The sequence below is a fragment of the Tolypothrix sp. PCC 7601 genome, assembly GCF_025677855.1.
Taxonomy (GTDB): domain Bacteria; phylum Cyanobacteriota; class Cyanobacteriia; order Cyanobacteriales; family Nostocaceae; genus Aulosira; species Aulosira diplosiphon.
On record NZ_CP064879.1, the window covers coordinates 8,728,386 to 8,744,774 of the forward strand.

The 16,389-nt window shown below is 40.0% G+C and carries 17 protein-coding genes; 13 read left to right on the top strand and 4 right to left on the bottom strand.

The window, feature by feature from the left end:
• Positions 1-87: 87 nt before the first annotated feature.
• Together cobG and HG267_RS35450 are read right to left on the bottom strand one after the other, a co-directional pair.
• On the bottom strand, positions 88-1,515 hold the full coding sequence (gene cobG / locus HG267_RS35445; protein WP_052335208.1) for a precorrin-3B synthase: 1,428 nt from the start codon (positions 1,513-1,515) through the stop codon (positions 88-90).
• A gap of 473 nt (positions 1,516-1,988) precedes the next feature.
• Positions 1,989-2,210 carry a hypothetical protein gene (locus HG267_RS35450; protein WP_045870743.1) on the bottom strand — a complete coding sequence of 74 codons (222 nt, stop codon included), beginning with the start codon at positions 2,208-2,210 and terminating at the stop codon, positions 1,989-1,991.
• 146 nt (positions 2,211-2,356) lie between these two features.
• On the opposite strand from HG267_RS35450, the gene HG267_RS35455 reads away from it, so the two are divergent.
• The 7 genes from HG267_RS35455 to HG267_RS35485 all read left to right on the top strand — a co-directional run bounded on the left by HG267_RS35455 (position 2,357) and on the right by HG267_RS35485 (position 8,143).
• On the top strand, positions 2,357-3,133 hold the full coding sequence (locus HG267_RS35455; protein ID WP_096621688.1) for an SAM-dependent methyltransferase: 777 nt from the start codon (positions 2,357-2,359) through the stop codon (positions 3,131-3,133).
• 45 nt (positions 3,134-3,178) lie between these two features.
• A complete protein-coding gene (locus tag HG267_RS35460) occupies positions 3,179-3,526 on the top strand; it encodes a cupin domain-containing protein (RefSeq protein ID WP_045870745.1) in 348 nt (115 codons plus the stop codon).
• A 17-nt stretch (positions 3,527-3,543) separates the two neighbouring features.
• The gene (locus tag HG267_RS35465; RefSeq protein ID WP_045870746.1) at positions 3,544-4,035 is read left to right on the top strand and encodes a hypothetical protein; all 492 of its coding nucleotides are present in this window, start codon (positions 3,544-3,546) and stop codon (positions 4,033-4,035) included.
• Positions 4,036-4,318: 283 nt separating this feature from the next.
• The gene (locus HG267_RS35470) at positions 4,319-4,822 is read left to right on the top strand and encodes a hypothetical protein (protein ID WP_045870965.1); all 504 of its coding nucleotides are present in this window, start codon (positions 4,319-4,321) and stop codon (positions 4,820-4,822) included.
• A 173-nt stretch (positions 4,823-4,995) separates the two neighbouring features.
• Complete coding sequence (locus tag HG267_RS35475; protein ID WP_045870747.1) at positions 4,996-5,271, top strand: hypothetical protein; 276 nt, start codon at positions 4,996-4,998, stop codon at positions 5,269-5,271.
• A gap of 520 nt (positions 5,272-5,791) precedes the next feature.
• Complete coding sequence (locus tag HG267_RS35480) at positions 5,792-7,090, top strand: acetyl ornithine aminotransferase family protein (RefSeq protein ID WP_045870748.1); 1,299 nt, start codon at positions 5,792-5,794, stop codon at positions 7,088-7,090.
• Between the two features lie 123 nt (positions 7,091-7,213).
• On the top strand, positions 7,214-8,143 hold the full coding sequence (locus tag HG267_RS35485; protein WP_045870749.1) for a DUF1338 domain-containing protein: 930 nt from the start codon (positions 7,214-7,216) through the stop codon (positions 8,141-8,143).
• A 352-nt stretch (positions 8,144-8,495) separates the two neighbouring features.
• Here the strand turns inward: HG267_RS35485 and HG267_RS35490 are convergent, their stop codons facing one another.
• On the bottom strand, positions 8,496-8,906 hold the full coding sequence (locus HG267_RS35490) for a thiol-disulfide oxidoreductase DCC family protein (RefSeq protein ID WP_045870750.1): 411 nt from the start codon (positions 8,904-8,906) through the stop codon (positions 8,496-8,498).
• Between the two features lie 163 nt (positions 8,907-9,069).
• Between HG267_RS35490 and HG267_RS35495 the strand changes: the two genes are divergently transcribed.
• From HG267_RS35495 to HG267_RS35520, 6 genes are all read left to right on the top strand, one after another.
• Complete coding sequence (locus tag HG267_RS35495; protein ID WP_045870751.1) at positions 9,070-9,981, top strand: helix-turn-helix domain-containing protein; 912 nt, start codon at positions 9,070-9,072, stop codon at positions 9,979-9,981.
• 134 nt (positions 9,982-10,115) lie between these two features.
• On the top strand, positions 10,116-11,078 hold the full coding sequence (locus HG267_RS35500) for an aldo/keto reductase (protein ID WP_045870966.1): 963 nt from the start codon (positions 10,116-10,118) through the stop codon (positions 11,076-11,078).
• Positions 11,079-11,321: 243 nt separating this feature from the next.
• The gene (locus tag HG267_RS35505; protein ID WP_228045835.1) at positions 11,322-12,461 is read left to right on the top strand and encodes an ISH3 family transposase; all 1,140 of its coding nucleotides are present in this window, start codon (positions 11,322-11,324) and stop codon (positions 12,459-12,461) included.
• 372 nt (positions 12,462-12,833) lie between these two features.
• The gene (gene dps / locus HG267_RS35510) at positions 12,834-13,403 is read left to right on the top strand and encodes a DNA starvation/stationary phase protection protein Dps (RefSeq protein ID WP_045870752.1); all 570 of its coding nucleotides are present in this window, start codon (positions 12,834-12,836) and stop codon (positions 13,401-13,403) included.
• 576 nt (positions 13,404-13,979) lie between these two features.
• Complete coding sequence (locus tag HG267_RS35515) at positions 13,980-14,696, top strand: pirin family protein (RefSeq protein ID WP_045870753.1); 717 nt, start codon at positions 13,980-13,982, stop codon at positions 14,694-14,696.
• 303 nt (positions 14,697-14,999) lie between these two features.
• Entirely contained in the window at positions 15,000-15,236 is a 237-nt protein-coding gene (locus HG267_RS35520) for a hypothetical protein (protein ID WP_045870754.1), read from the top strand.
• 314 nt (positions 15,237-15,550) lie between these two features.
• On the opposite strand, the gene HG267_RS35525 is transcribed toward HG267_RS35520, so the two are convergent.
• Positions 15,551-15,994 carry a YidH family protein gene (locus HG267_RS35525; protein ID WP_045870755.1) on the bottom strand — a complete coding sequence of 148 codons (444 nt, stop codon included), beginning with the start codon at positions 15,992-15,994 and terminating at the stop codon, positions 15,551-15,553.
• Positions 15,995-16,389: the final 395 nt, after the last annotated feature.

A 16,389-nucleotide genomic window follows, 5' to 3' on the forward strand; every position in this document is an offset into this window, starting at 1 on the left:
TGGGGATTGGGGACTGGGGATTGGGGATTGGGGAACTCGGGGCCCCCTCTGGGGATAAGGGGTAATGGGGATTGGGGACTGTTGACTTTAGACTTCAGCCTTTAGATATCTATTGGCAAATTCCCTGAAAGTCTCATCTAGGTTGAGGCGTTGGGTTTTATATACTAGCAGCATCTTTTCTATGAATGCGGGCATTTTCGCCACAGTTACAAATTGATATTCGCGACCAAATTTTTGTTCGTTGTCGTCAACGCCTACATAAACTTGATAGCCTTCTAGTTTTTGATTGTCTGCCTCAATGCTGACACCGAGTAGGGTAATATCACTTTTGCTGTGCTGGGCGCAGGATTTAGGACAACCGCTAAAGTATATATTTACAGGGCTATCTAGGGAAACCCGAGTTTTAAGATATTCTGCCAATGTTAATGCGTCGCCTCTGGTGTCGGTAGCTGAGGAGGCGCATCCCTTGCTACCAGAACAGGCAACTAATGTACTGTTGATATTGCCGAGGGAATAATCTAATTCCAAAGCTGCTATTTCTCTTTGTACATCAGCTATGGATTGTTGGGGAATATCGCTTAATAGTATGTTCTGCCAAGGGGTAAGCCTGAGAGTACCACTACCGTATTTTTCTGCTAAATCCGCTAATCCTAATAATTGTCTGGTTTCTAAGCGACCTAAGGGTAAAACAATTCCTATATAAAATAAACCTGGCTGACGCTGGGGATGAATGCCAATATGTTGAAATTGGGGTTCTGATTTCGGTTCCCATTTCTGGGTGTGGGGGGAAGAAAGCACAAAAGCTAGAAGCTGCTGGACTTGTTGCAGATAATTTTCGCAACCTATATTGTTCAATACTTCTCTCAAACGCAGTTTGTGTTTACTTGTAGAATCAAGATGAGCTAGGTAAACATCGGCTAAAGCTGCTAAAACGGGTAAACATTGCTCTGGTGGCAATAAAATTCCTGTATCCTGGGCTGGGTTACCCTTTGCGCCGACACTCAAACACAGGCGGAAGTAAACTTCTCCATTTACTAAAACAGCAGCGAAAACGATATCATTAACGCGATCGCTTACCGAAACTTTTCCACCACCATCAAAGCAGACGCTAAATTTGGCAGATAGTCCTGATAGTTGAGAATTGGCTGTGATGTAATTATCCCAAGCTGTCACAAAGGGACGGGTATCGATCAATTCCTGGGGATCAATCCCAGCCGTTGGACTGGTCATGATATTGCGGATTTGATCTACAGTTGTGTTACTACAACCTAAACCTAAAGCTTGGAGATGCTGCAACACAAGAGCATTGATCCCCTGATGGATTTCGCGCACTTGCAAGTTAGCGCGATTAGTCACATCGACATAGCCACGGCCATATTGATCAGCGATATCTGCGATCGCCTGACACTGTTGACTATTTAAAATCCCACCAGGTATTCTAATGCGGGATAAGATACCATCTTGAGCAGGGGTGGCGTAGAATAAGCCAGGACATTTAGTAAATCCAGACAGCAAAACTATAACTCCTTCCCTGTGCGACGCAGGGATGTAGATGATCTATGTCTCTTGGGGACAGCTTGAAGGTTGGCATTCTGACTTACACAATTTTGGATTTTAGATGCTGAATTTTGGCTAATTCTCTGACTCCTGATTTTTGTGAGTCCTCGGTTGCTAACATACTCCCGACCATCAAAATGACAATCTAAAATCTAAAACGGCTTTACAGCTGCGGCACAGTCCCGGACTTTCACCGGCGTTTCCCAACCCCAAGCTTTAGTAATTTAGCATGAGAAGGTAGTGACAATTATCGCTGCTTGAGATTTTTCATCAGCTGAATAAGATTTATTTAACCAAGCTATACATTTTTAAATTCTTAACCAAACCGTATTGGGTACCTTACCCTCAGCAGTCACATACCCTAATGTTTCAAAATTAAAGTTTTATTGCTAAATCTTTGATTTTCCCTAATCTCTGTTCCCTTAAATTAGCTATTTTGCTCTGCCCTTTTCAATATCATCTAAAGCCTTTTCCGTACGTGCATTCGGATCGCTTCTCAGATTCCAATTTGGAAACAACCCAACAACAAATTTATTGATGGCTGTGCGAGTCTGTAAGCTGGCAGAACTTAGGGGTTTGGGTAGAAAGCTGTCTCCAAAACCTACAAATATCAAGAACAACAAAAGCAACCATGTCGTAGCTGTCTTACGCATTGTTTGATACCCAGCAATAGTAGATCAATAGTCTAATCGACATTTTTGCAAAACAGCCATATCTTTTTTCTTCTTTGAGCTACCTCAAAGACAGCATAATAAATTCCTGGCAAAGTGAGGGTAGATGAGTTCATAGGGTCTCACAGATGACCAAAATTCCCCTCAATTTACAAACAGCTTCCGGACACCAAGTTTTAGCAGCCGCAGGCAAAAAATATCTGCGTCCTGGTGGCAGAATAGCTACAGATAAATTACTTATGTGGGCAAATTTACAACCAGGCGAAACAGTTTTAGAGCTAGCTTCTAGCTTTGGTTATAGTGCGATCGCTCTTGCTCAACGCTACCATGTAAAAGTAATCGGAATAGAAAAGAATCACGAAAGTGTAATTCATGCCCGTGCTAATATTCACGCTGCTGGGTTAGACAACCAAATCGAAATTATTGAAGGGGATATTTTTCATCTCGAGCAAATACCAATTAAGTTCGATTATGTTTTGGCGGAAGCCATTCTTACAATGCAATCTCCACAGGGGAAAGCTAAACTTTTGGCGGCAATTCATCATCACCTGAAACCAGGAGGAAAATTCCTCTCTCATGAACTATTAGCATCTAATAAAGAAGCAGAAATTCGTAAAGAATTAGCTCAGGTAATTCGTGTTAATTCTACACCACTTTCCGAAACTAGCTGGATTCAAGCTTTCGCAACAGCAGGATTACAAGTACAACAGCATCATACTGGTTCCATGAATTTATTGAATTGGCAAAGAATGCTGCAGGAAGAAGGTATTGTTAACACAATCAAGATTTTGTGGAATATCTTAACGCAACCCTTAATCCGCCAGCGTGTTTTAGAAATGCGCCATGTTTTCCATAAATATCATCAGGAATTAGGCTACATTCTCATATCTGCTGTTGCTCAATAACATTATTAATCTGCTTCCTTCGTCGGTTTATTATTCCTTGAAAATATGACTTCCACCATCACAAGTAATCAATCTTTTGTTACTCAATTGCAAACACAAATTGAATATCCCCATAGTGGAGTTCTCAGTAAAGTACTGTTGAAAGACCAAGTTTGTCAATATACCTTATTTTGTCTAGCAGCTAATACAGAAATTTCAGAACATACCTCAACTCGCAATGCCACAATCAGCGTCATTGAAGGTAAAGGTTTACTAACTTTATGCGGGGAGAATATTGTCCTAGAACCTGGGGTTTTAGTTTTTATGCCTGCTAATGCACCTCACGCTTTACAAACTGCAGAAAATCTCAGCTTTTTGCTCATACTTTCCGCAAAAGCACCAGATAACAATTAATTTTTGGATCAAGAACTATGCAATCACTAATTTCTACTTTCGCCCAATACTCAGATATTGCTCAACCTCAATTAGAAGTAATACTATCTCACCCACTCAATGAATTTTTGAATTCACCGGAATTAAAGCAAAAGCTAGATAGTTTAGATAGTTCTTTGCTCAAGGAAACATTACCAACAGCCGGAGCAGTTTTAGCCAAAGAATTACCACCTTTTTATAACTGGCTAAAAAATGAGTTAGGTGTGAAGCGCGTTCCTGAAAGTCCCGATCACACAACAGCCTGGGTAATTGGTTTTGTTCATCATCGCGAAAGTTTAACTAACTTAGTGGATTTACACCGTCCCGTACCACGTAAAGCTTTAGAGGCTTCCATTCCCCGCTTGATAGCCTTATTTGATGGAGTAGAAAGCGTTAAAGTCCGTCAGGAATGGCAAAAAGCGATCGCACTTCTTTGTTTAGTTCTGGTAGTCGCAGCCCGCGAACAAGATAAATTAACTGTACCTGTTTAATTAGGCTGAAACCAATATTTGTCGGTTAAGGGGAAAAGGGGTAAGAAACAACCTTTAACCCTTACCCTTTAACCTTTTCCCCAAACCAAATTCCAACTTGAAAATCCTTAACCGAGCAATATTGAGGCTGAAACACTTTCAGGAGATAGCAAACCAAAATTGTACTGCTGGAATGCGATCGCCTTTGAATGAATGGAAAGCGATGTCTACGTAGGGTGATACCTACGTATTTTTTTTGGCTCGCTAGAATATAACCAAAAAACCGTAGTCCTTGATCGAGCAAGTGCGAAAACATCAATTCATTTACATTTTTGTGGCGCTGAGTTTAGTTGGTATCTTAGGTTTTTCCTACTTCAGCCGCAAGCGATCGCGAATTCCTGTTTGTCAGCCATCAAAATTTATTGCTACTAAAGGTCAAAAATACTATGCCTATCCTGAAAAAATAGTAATTCAGCCTTGGCGCGGTCAACATCACGTCTATGCTGTATTTGCAGTCCCCAATCAATATAAAACTGACTATGTAATGCAAGTTACACTACCTGATAATGATACAGACTGTGGAACTATACATAATATTCCTAGCCCACACAGTGAAGGCATTCAGGCTCCTCCTGGGCATTACTTAGTTAAAGGGTATTTAAATACACGAATTGCTCTATGGCTAATTGCCCAAGGTAAGGTAGGTGAATTGCAGCAACCCACCAACTGGAAATTAGGCTACGGCGAGAAAGTCCCTAAAAAGCGTAAGAAGGCTGAGTTGGGGATAGATTGGGGGTTGGGGAGATGAGGGGGATGAGAGCAGAGGGAGCAGGGGAGCAGGGGAGAAAAAATTACCGATTACCTATTACCATGCCCTATGCCCTATGCCCCATGACATCCAGTCATAAAGCATACACAAAAATAGGCCTGATTTGACAACTGTATTTGCTAACCTGAAAGTTACTGTACTAGAGAAGCTTTATGAACCGGATGTTTCGCAAATATCATCGCCAAATTGCGATCGCTTTATGTATACCCTTATTTTTGACTGTGCTTACTGGTATGGGCTATACCATCGTAGATGAATGGTTCCACCAAGGTGAGTTAGGCGAATTTTTGCTGAGTATTCATACTTTTGAGATATTACGTTTAGGTAAAATCTATCCAATTTTGAATGGTTTGGGATTAGTAGGCTTGTTAATTACTGGTTTAAGTATGACAGGCTTATTTCGCAAACGCCCAGAGCAAAATAACTAACCTATTACATATTGAAATTACATACTTACTAATCAGGTTGGTTGACTGTTGACTGTTGATAGTTAACAGTCAACAGTTAACAATAAAAAAAGACCCCCGGTGATTAGCCAGGGGATTCTGCAAGTCGGTATTGTCGCACAAAGACATTCGCGAGTTTTAAGATACCAATTTAGTAATAAAAATATCTGCCAAATTGCCAAATCTAGATGATGAGGGGATTGGGGAGATGAGGGAGATGAGGGAGATGAGGAAGATGAGGAAGATGAGGAAGATGAGGAAGAAATAAAAAACACCCATTACCAATTACCATTACCCATTACCCATTACCCATTACCCAGTCCCCAGTCCCTAGTCCCCAATCCCCAATCCCCATTACCCCTTATCCCCAGAGGGGGCCCCGAGTTCCCCAATCCCCAATCCCCATTAAGCATAAATCTTTAGCAAAGAGAATCAAATGCTACTGCAATAGTTAAAACCTCAGTTTTTAATCAAACATTATCTTAAAAAAATCTAAAAAAATATGTTGAGTATCCCTGTGAATCTTGGTTTACCCCGTGTACCAAGTTTAGTTACTTCTTTACCGGGGCCTCATGCTCAAGCAATTATAGAACGCGATCGCGCTGTAACTTCTCCTTCTTATACAAGAGATTATCCCTTGGTTGTGGCTAGGGGTGAGGGTTGTATGGTGGAGGATGTTGACGGTAATGTTTTCTTAGATATGACTGCAGGGATTGCGGTGACTAATACCGGACACGCACACCCGGAAGTGATTGCAGCTATTCAAGCACAGTCAGCAAATCTTCTACATATGTCGGGGACTGATTTTTATTATGAACCGATGGTGGAATTAGCCGAAAAATTAGCTAGTCGCGCCCCTTTTCCCGCAGGTGCTAAGGTATTTTTTACCAATTCCGGGGCGGAATCGAATGAAGGAGCAATTAAACTAGCTCGATATTACACCAAGCGATCGCAAATCGTGGCATTTTTAGGCGCATTCCACGGACGGACTTATGGTGCAATGTCTCTGACTGCTTCTAAAGTAGTGCAAAGACAGAATTTTGGCCCCTTTGTACCCGGTGTCACTCATATTCCCTACGGTACTCACGCCAGCTTAGATTATTTAGAAAAACATTTATTCCCGACGATGTTACCACCCCAGGAGGTAGCAGCAATTGTTGTGGAAGCGATACAAGGAGAAGGTGGTTACATCGTACCCGAAGATGGTTTTTTACAAAGAATTCGGGAAATATGCGATCGCTATGGCATCCTGATGGTAGTTGATGAAGTGCAATCGGGGATGGGGCGCACCGGATGCTTATTTGCCATTGAGCATTGGTGTGTGATGCCTGATATTATTACCACAGCCAAAGGTATCGCTAGCGGTTTACCTTTAGGTGCAATTCTCTCTCGTCCAGAATTAATGACTTGGCCTCCAGGGGCCCATGCTACAACATTTGGTGGAAATCCCGTAGCTTGCGCGGCTGGGATTGCAACACTCAAACTATTAGAAGGTGGTTTAATTGCTAACGCCTTGCAAATGGGAGAGTTATTGCAAACAGGTTTAACTCAATTACATGAAAAATTTCCCCGCCTATCGTTACCACGGGGTAAAGGTTTAATGGTAGCGGTGGATTTATACAATGAAGAAGGTAATCTTGATCGTAATCTGCGCGATCGCATAATTCAAGAAGCTTTCAAACGAGGTTTATTATTGCTTGGTTGTGGTAAAGCCGCAATTCGTTTTTGCCCACCTTTAGTTATCGATAGCAATCAAATTCATATTGCTTTAGATATTCTCTCAGATATCTTAAGTTCCTAATTGCACATTATAACTTGCATTAATTTAGTCAAACTTGCTGCTCAGATCCCCGACTTCTCCAAGAAGTCGGGGATCTAAATCCAGCTAATGTATTCAAATCTAAAATTTAAAATTGTTTAGCTTATGAAACCCCAAATAGCCCTTCATCTGTTTTCATCGCTGTGGGAGGAATACAGCACCAGAGTAAGTTACGCCCGCACCTATCAAGAAATGATTACTGCGGTGGGTGGAACTGTTGCAAATGACCACATTGCTTTACGTTCTTTGCGTCTATCTCTTGATACGCCAAGCGGTAAAGTTAATTTGGGGATTAATTATTTGGAACAATTAGCTACAGCTTTAGGATATGTAGCAGCAGGGGAATATATTTTCCCCGAAACTCATTTATATGCTCGTCATTATAGTCATCCCCAACAAGCAGAATTTGACTTGCCTAAGCTATTTATTAGCGAGCTAATAGTAGATGAATTACCTGAGAGAATTGCTCAACTCATTTATCAAACAGTATCATCAATTGATGAAAAATTTATCTATTCTCTAGCTACTTCAATCAAAGAAGATGAGGACGAAAAAAATATTGCTCAAAAATTTCATAAAATATTTACCCGTCCTTGGAAAACTCCCCAACTTTCTGTTGTGGAAGAGGTGAATCAGGTAACTCAATATGGCGCTTGGGTGCTGTTGCATGGTTATGCAGTCAACCATTTTACAGGCTTTGTCAATCGCCAAAATACTGCAAAATACCCAGATATTGACACGACAGTTGCAGGTTTAGTTAACTTGGGCGTGCCTATGAAAGCCGAGATAGAGGGTAATATTGCTTGTGGTTTGCGTCAAACAGCCACGCAAGCTGTAACAGAAATGGTAACTGTTTTGGATGATAGCAATAATACAGAAATTCAAATTCCCTGGACTTATGCTTATTATGAAATTGCTCAACGTTACCATGTTGAAATAGAACCAGGAAAACATAAAATTTTTGATGCTTTTTTAGGCAAGAATGCCCAGCAATTATTTGAAATGACAAGGTTGTCTAGTCATGGTAATGGGTAATTGGTAATGGGTCATTAAGACATTTAGGCAGATTTGGAAACAGATTACAACATATATATAAGGGTGTAAAACTGTAGGTTTCTGCGTATAATACAAAGTCAAATATAGGATTCATATTTGATTTCTGAACTAGACGTAGGGTGTGTTGTCGCGTAGCGCAACGCACCAAAGCTGAGAATACGGTGCGTTACACTTCGTGATAACGCACCCTACACATACTTAGATTTTTCAATAATCAAATCGGATTCCTATAGTGTTTGCGACACATCAATATATTCTAGAGGGCAAGGCAATGCCTTGCCCCTACAATTTGTCGCCCATAGTTTAAAAATTCATAATTACGAATTACGAATTACGAATTAGTTTGACAGCTACCATCTATACAAAATGAAGATTGATAGGTACTGTCACGTTTACCAAAGATAGTATAACGATGATCGCGGATTTGTTCGTAAAAGCGATCGCCTGCCCACTTCACACCTGGTAATGCGCGATAAGCATCGACAAATACACTTCCTAGCGGCAATAACTTGCCTATTTCTTCTGCGGCGTTACTGCCTTGCCAACGTTTTGCTGGTGCATTAGCATCAATCAACATCATCCCCTGTTCGCAATCTTGGGGTGTAATGCCAAATTGGGGAAGTGTCTGTTCGTCTTGCATGGGGCTGTAACGAAACAGCTTACCTTGATCTAAGCTCTCTAATAACTGCACTAAGGTAACGCAGAGATTGCAATTGCCATCGTAGATTACGTAATAATTCATTATCCTTGTTTATACCCTTAAACGAGCGGTTAGCTTTAAAATGATGAGATTATATTGCTATATGTAAATTTAACTTAGCTACTCATTCCAAGAGTATCTACAGTATTTAAATGATTAAGTATAGCTTTACACTGGAAACTGAGTACTTGTTGGGGTGAGAATAATGCCACCAGAGAAGGTTTTAACGATTGATTTTGCTCAAAAAGATGCCTGTTCAGCAATTCTACCGCGATCGCCACTGCTTTCTAGCTACGATGCCCAGTGGAATGGGATTCACTTGGAACATCATCGACAGCCTGGTTATGAAACTCCAGAACATTATTTTGAACAGCATCTGATTATTATCGGCTTAGACCTCGGTAGCATCAAAGTTGAGCGGATATTTGATGGTAAGTTGCAGCTTGAACGCATCAACTATGGTGATGTGGTAGTAATTCCAGCAAATACCAATCACTTATCAAGGTGGAAAACAGAAGGGGAATTTTTAGTTATTAGTCTCGAACCTGTTTTATTCACTCGTGCGGCTTTCGATGCTGTAGATTTACAGGGCTACGAGATTGTACCCCACTTTGCGGCACCTAACCCAATGATTAAACAGATAGGACTGTCACTGCAGTCAGAATTAGTATCAGGTGGGCTGGGTAGTCGTGTTTATATTGAATCTTTGGCAACTACTCTCTGTATTCATCTACTTAAACATTATTCTGCATCTAATAATATAGTTTCTGAATATACCAAAGAAAGGGGACTGCCACGGCTAAAGCTACGACAAGCTGTGACATATATTCAAGAGCATTTAGAGCAAGATTTGACTTTAGCTGAAATCGCTGAAGTTACAGGTATGAGTATGTACCATTTTTCGCGGTTATTTAAACAATCAACAGGTTTTGCTCCGCATCAATATGTTTTAAATTGTCGGATTGAAAGAGCTAAAAAGTTATTAACTCGTACTGAACAAACCATTGACCAAATTTGCCAGCAAGTAGGTTTTCAAAGTCAAAGTCATTTTACATACGTTTTCCGTAAATCCCTAGGAACAACACCTAAAGTTTATCGAGAAAAGGTGAAAGTTTAGGATTTACAAATCAAATAGAGTAGAAAATTTCTACTCTATATTGAAGTTGCTTTTGTATCAATGCTTGGTGATTGAAAAATTATTTGAGCTACACCAAAACAGCAAAACCACAAGTAAAATTCATGGAGATGGCAATGAGATACAAACTTTTAGGTAAAAGTGGGTTGAGAGTCTCGGAACTTTGCTTAGGTACCATGACTTTTGGTGAAGATTGGGGTTGGGGTGCTTCTAAAGATGAAAGTCGTCAGATTTTTGATACCTTTGTAGAAGCCGGAGGAAATTTCATCGACACCGCCAACGGTTACACGGATGGTAGTAGTGAGAAAATTGTTGGTGAGTTAATCGCTAAAGATAGAGAACGTTTTGTAGTTGCAACTAAATACTCGTTTCCGTTGCGGATGAACGAGAATCAGAAAAATCCAAACGGTAGCGGTAATCATCGCAAGAATTTAATTCAGTCTTTAGAAGGGAGTTTGAAGCGGCTCAATACTGACTACATTGATTTATTGTGGTTGCACGCTTGGGATTTTACCACACCGATAGAAGAAGTTTTGCGATCGCTTGATGATGTCGTCCGTCAAGGTAAAGTACTTTATATCGGCATTTCTAACGCCCCAGCTTGGATTATCTCCCAAGCCAATACTATCGCCCAATACCAAGGATGGACGCAGTTTGTCGCCTTGCAAGTGGAATATAGCTTAATTCAGCGCACGCCAGAACGAGATTTAATTCCAATGGCAAAAGCTTTGGATTTGGCGGTAACACCTTGGTCACCTTTGGGTGGTGGTGTCCTTACAGGCAAGTATAACAAGCCCGCGCAACCAGGGGATGAACAAGGGCGATTAACCAATGCCGCATTAGGAAGTATTTCTGAACGTAATTTAGCGATCGCAGATGTTGTCAGTCAAGTAGCCCAAGAAATTGGACAGACACCCTCCCAAGTTGCACTAGCTTGGTTACACGCCCAAACTGGTGTCATTATCCCCATTATTGGCGCACGCAAGCTGAGTCAGTTTCAAGATAACTTAGCTGCTTTAGATGTCACCCTCTCACCTGCACATCTGCAACGCCTCAATGAAGTCAGCCAAATTCAGTAGACCTAAAAGTTTTGCGATCGCGCATAGAGCGATACCTATAAAACCGACTATTGTCAAAAAAACCGTATTCTGAAATACATTTTTTAGAAAACTCCTTCAACAACTATAAATAAGTAAAACTAATTAATCACCGAAAAAGTTAAGAGTAACGCGCCCACCAAAAGATAGTTCTGGATCTGTAGTATGCAATTTTTGTAAAGTATGGAGGTAAACAAGCAAAATTGAGGATTATTTAGTTTGGCTATGAATGCAAGGGAGCCAGTTCTAACTGATAGTAAAACCTTAAACGAAGTAGTTAACTGTTTAACAGAACATATTCCAATTCAAACTCAAGGAAAGTGTGAACAAAAAAATATCTTTGAGATTTTAATTCGAGCAGCCACCCAAAGGGATAGTATCGAAAATACAACCAAAGTCTTAAAGAATGTTCCTACCAGCAACGATATTCGTTACCATTTAGATAAATATTCAGACATTAAATATTTAGAATCAGACTTAAATGCAGCAATTCAAAGCCGCTTACCAGATGGAATCCGACAAGGTAAACAAAAAATTGCTATCGATTTTAACTTAATTCCATATTATGGTGAACCCTCACCAACCGAAGCACCATATATTTATAGAAGTCAAGCTAAAAGTGGAACTTGTTCTTTTTATGCCTACGCTACTGTCTATGTAATTAAGAAGAATAAACGAGTAACTTTAGCTATCAAAGCTGTTCAACAACAAAATACGAAGGCAGCAATTATCACTTATCTTTTAGCACTGATTGAGCCTTTGAATCTTCAAATCGAAAGATTGTATTTAGACCGGGAATTTTTCTGTGTGCCAGTCATCAGATGGTTGCAAGCTTTGGATATTCCCTTTGAAATGCCAGTAATTATTCGAGGTAAAAATGGAGGTACTAGACAATTAATTAGAGGTCGGCGCAGTTATAAAACAACTTACACTTTAAACAGTGATAAATATGGCTCATGTACTTTCCCAGTTTGGATAGTTTGTACATATAAAAACGGTAAAAGACGAGCGCACGGGCGAGAATTTTTTATTTATGCTGTTTATAAAGTTAAGTTGTCATTACATTCAATACATGACGACTATCGTCTCCGTTTTGGAATTGAAAGTAGCTATCGGATGAAAAATCAATGTCGGATTAAAACAACTATCAAAAATCCAACAATTAGATTTCTATTTGTAGCTTTAGCTTTTTTAATTATTAATGTTTGGATTTATCTAGTCTGGCATTATCTCAGCCGTTTAAAAAAAAGTTCAAGACAAGTTTTCTCCCATCTATTTACCCTTAAACAAATGCTTGAGTTTTTACGTCAAGCAGTAGACCGCAATTATGGAGTCGCCTGTGAAGTTTACTTGCCATCTGGCTGATTTTGATTGATTTTGGGGTTTATTCATAAATTAATCTTATCATTTAGCCAAGCAATCAGCTTTTGTATATTTCCCCCCAAAACTGTATCTTAAACTACCATTTTTTAGCGATCGCAAAACTTTTAGGTCTACTGAATTTGAACTAGGTTACCCTCACGATTTCTTACATAATGATACAGTCCGCGATCGCCTTTTTGGTGGTACATTCAATACCATAGACAACCATCGCCTCTGAGCCAGCTAATTGCAAATTTTTGTCTATAAATAAACAAAATAATTGATTATCAGGTCATTTCCATCTGTCTTAAGGAAGTTTCGCATTCTGAAGTCCTATTTGTAGACTGATTGTGTTGAACCAAGCAGATAACACCCATGAGCGACAATAAAATTGCTTCTCGTCTTTATCCCACTCGCATTGATATTCCTGCTGAAGCCAGAGAAAAAATCGTGGTACTTCTCAATCAAACTTTAGCAGCATCTTTGGATCTTAAAACCCAAACAAAACAAGCGCACTGGAACGTTAAAGGAACTGATTTTTATCAGTTGCATGAATTGTTTGATGAAATTGCAGGTGAATTAGAAGAATACATTGATATGTTTGCGGAACGTGTCACCGCTTTAGGTGGCTACGCCCTTGGTACCGCCCGCGCCGCCGCTAGCAATTCAATTTTGCCAGAATATCCTTTTGATATTTTAGATGGCAAAGACCACGTGACCGCTTTAGCAGACCGCTTTGCACCTTATGCTAAACACCTGCGGGAAGCTATTAACCAAACCGATGATTTAGGTGACCTAGATACCGCTGACCTGTATACTGAAGTCTCTCGCACCATTGATAAGCGTCTGTGGTTCTTAGAAGCGCATCTGCAAGTAGCAGAAATCAAAGGCGAAAATGGCGCATCTACTTTCAAAGGAACTCAACAGCCAGCAGGTGTGAGATAATAGCCGAAATCATCTTGAGTAAAAAGTAAAATTAGACCTATGAGCCATCAAATTGGTCTAAAAGATGATTGATAAAGTAAACCTTAAATGTAGGGTGCGTTACGCTATCGCTAACGCACCGAAAAAAAAGATTCCCTGCGGCTAATTTTCAATTGAATAACTCTGTTAATGGAGTAGTAACTTTTTGGTAAGTACGCCACTTTTAAGTGCGTACTTTTATTTTATAGGTACATACTTTATGATTTAAATAGTTGAAAACCGGGTTTTAGATTATGTGCGCTTGAAGAATTATATTGTTGCATGGGCTGGTAATTGGTAATTGGTAATTGGTAATTGGAAAAACCAATATCTATTTATCAGCAATGAGTCGAATTTGATATAACAGGCAATATCTAACGAACAAAGTTCAAGAATTACAAAAACAATAATAAGCAACCGTTGGATATTTAAGTTTGCGATGCCTCAAAATTGGAACCCTTGTGTGATAAGCATCTAGCTCTCCCATTCATACAAATTCAAAATCCAACATAAGCTGACTATTCAAGTTTAAGAATCAACTAAACCTGAGGTAAATGTATGTCTCAAAATACTAAGACTCTCGTAGTTCATGATAGCAACTCACGCGGTCATACTAGAATTAATTGGCTTGATAGCTACCATACATTTTCCTTTGGTAGTTTTTACAATCCCGAGCAAATGGGATTTCGCTCTCTGCGGGTGATCAATGATGATACCGTAATTGGTGGCGCTGGGTTTGGTACCCACGGCCATCGAGATATGGAAATTCTCACCTATGTTTTGTCTGGTGCGCTAGAGCATAAAGATAGCTTAGGTACAGGTTCAGTCATTCTTCCTGGTGACGCACAAATTATGAGCGCTGGTACCGGAATCACCCACAGCGAATATAATCATTCCAAAACTGAACCAGTCCACTTTCTGCAAATTTGGATTTTACCTAACAAGCAAGGGCTATCTCCTAGGTATGATCAAAAAGCGTTTTCTGTGGAAGAAAAGCGGGGACAACTACGCTTGATTGCTGCGAAAGATGGGCGAGATGGCGCTGTAACAGTTCACCAGGATGTGGATATATACGCATCTGTGCTAGAAAGCGGTGATGTTGTTAATTATCATGTGAAAAGCGATCGCTATGCCTGGTTACACGTAGCTCAAGGTACCGCCACCCTCAATGGTAAGGAACTCAAAGCTGGTGATGGCGTACAAATTAGCGGCGAAGAAACACTCGAAATCAGCACTAATTCCAGTGGCGAAGTCTTACTGTTCGATTTGGGCTAATCGTCAGGGGCTAGTGAAGAGAAATTGTCATCCCCCCATCGCGCGATTTATTGTATAACCGTCTAAATTGCTCATGTTGAGTGTCTCCACAGTCTGGAATACACTCAGATAAATGGCTCTGTGATTGGTTCACAGAGCCATTTTTGCTTTGAAAGTCAAGTTTATTGAAGTAGTGAATCATTTTGTTCACAAATATAAAAGATTCCTTAAGACATTTATTTTATCTACCTAAAGTAAGAAGTAGGAATTGCATAAATTTTGCACATTAAAGTAAAGCTAAATAAATCCTCATAACATAAAAAAATGAATTATTTAAAAGACAGACATAAATTTTTACAAAAAGAGCGGCAATTGCTACATACAGAATTAGTTAAATACGGCATAGACTATGATAAAGCTGCTAAAGCCGCCCAGATATTAGCCGAGAAGAAACCAGACGAAGTCTTAACACAAGAAGAGATTCAACTCACCAAAGAAGTTTGCGAGTTGTGGTTAAAACAGCGCAACCGCTTGGCTTCCATTGATAAAGTAATCAATTAAATTGTCATTTGGTAATTGGTAATTGGTAATCAATACTTGTCGGTTAAGGGGAAAAGGGGAAGGGGAAAAGGGGCAATAAAAAACCTTTAACCCTTACCCTTTCACCTTTTCCCCCAACCAAATTAAAAGTTGAAAATCCTTAACCGAGCAGTATTGAATTGGTAATTGCTTTTTCTCCCCTTCTCTCCCTCATCCCCAGTCCCCATTACCCCTTATCCCCAGAGGGGGCCCCGAGTTCCCCAATCCCCATTACCCCTTATCCCCAGAGGGGGCCCCGAGTTCCCCAATCCCCAATCCCCAGTCCCCAATCCCCCCTACTCAGGTATCACTGGACTAATAGGACTCAAGGGTGCAGTAAAGACATAATAGATGACTCCAGAACCGAGGATCATAATAGCAAGACTGAAAAGGATGACCCAGCGATCTGTCGGTTCGTAAGTATCTTCTTCAATATCGCGACGAACTGCAAAATAATGTCCTGTGGAAAGCCACACCGTAATTAAACCCACCAAGGAGAATACTAAACCTAACTTCCAGCCAGTTCCCGGATGAGGTAGCAAAGGAACTTGAAAGGCGCGTAACCGGACGATAACGACACCAAAACCTAAAAGTGCGATCGCAGTTCGCATCCAAGCTAGGTAGGTGCGTTCGTTAGCTAGGTGATCCCGGATGCGCGATGGATTTAATCTTCCCGGCTTTTTCTTCTCTTCTACTTTTTCAGTCTTATTTGATTCGCTATTGTTTAACTCTAATTGCATCAATAACGCCCTCATCCCCAAAAGAAATATTTTTCTAACAATGCCAAAATCATCGCCAATCTTGTGTCATAAGATTAGCAATCTGCGTGCTGATAGCACTTTTGAAGTATTTTTGATAGTTTTAGCATTTATCTTAATATTATTTTAAGGCTGAGTTCTCAATAAAACAAGCCTAATTTTTTCATGGCTAATTTCAGCGTTTTATACTTCAATAAATTACCTAAAAGTAGAGATTGCTTAAGATATATTTTCTCTTATTTTGGCTGTAATATTGAATTACAGAAAGTAATTGCTGTTAACTCAAGAGCTATTATTAGTAGTCCCATTAGTAATGGGTGTATTTATATATGCCTGTAATACCTTAAGGATTGGAAATGATGAATAGTTTATTATGC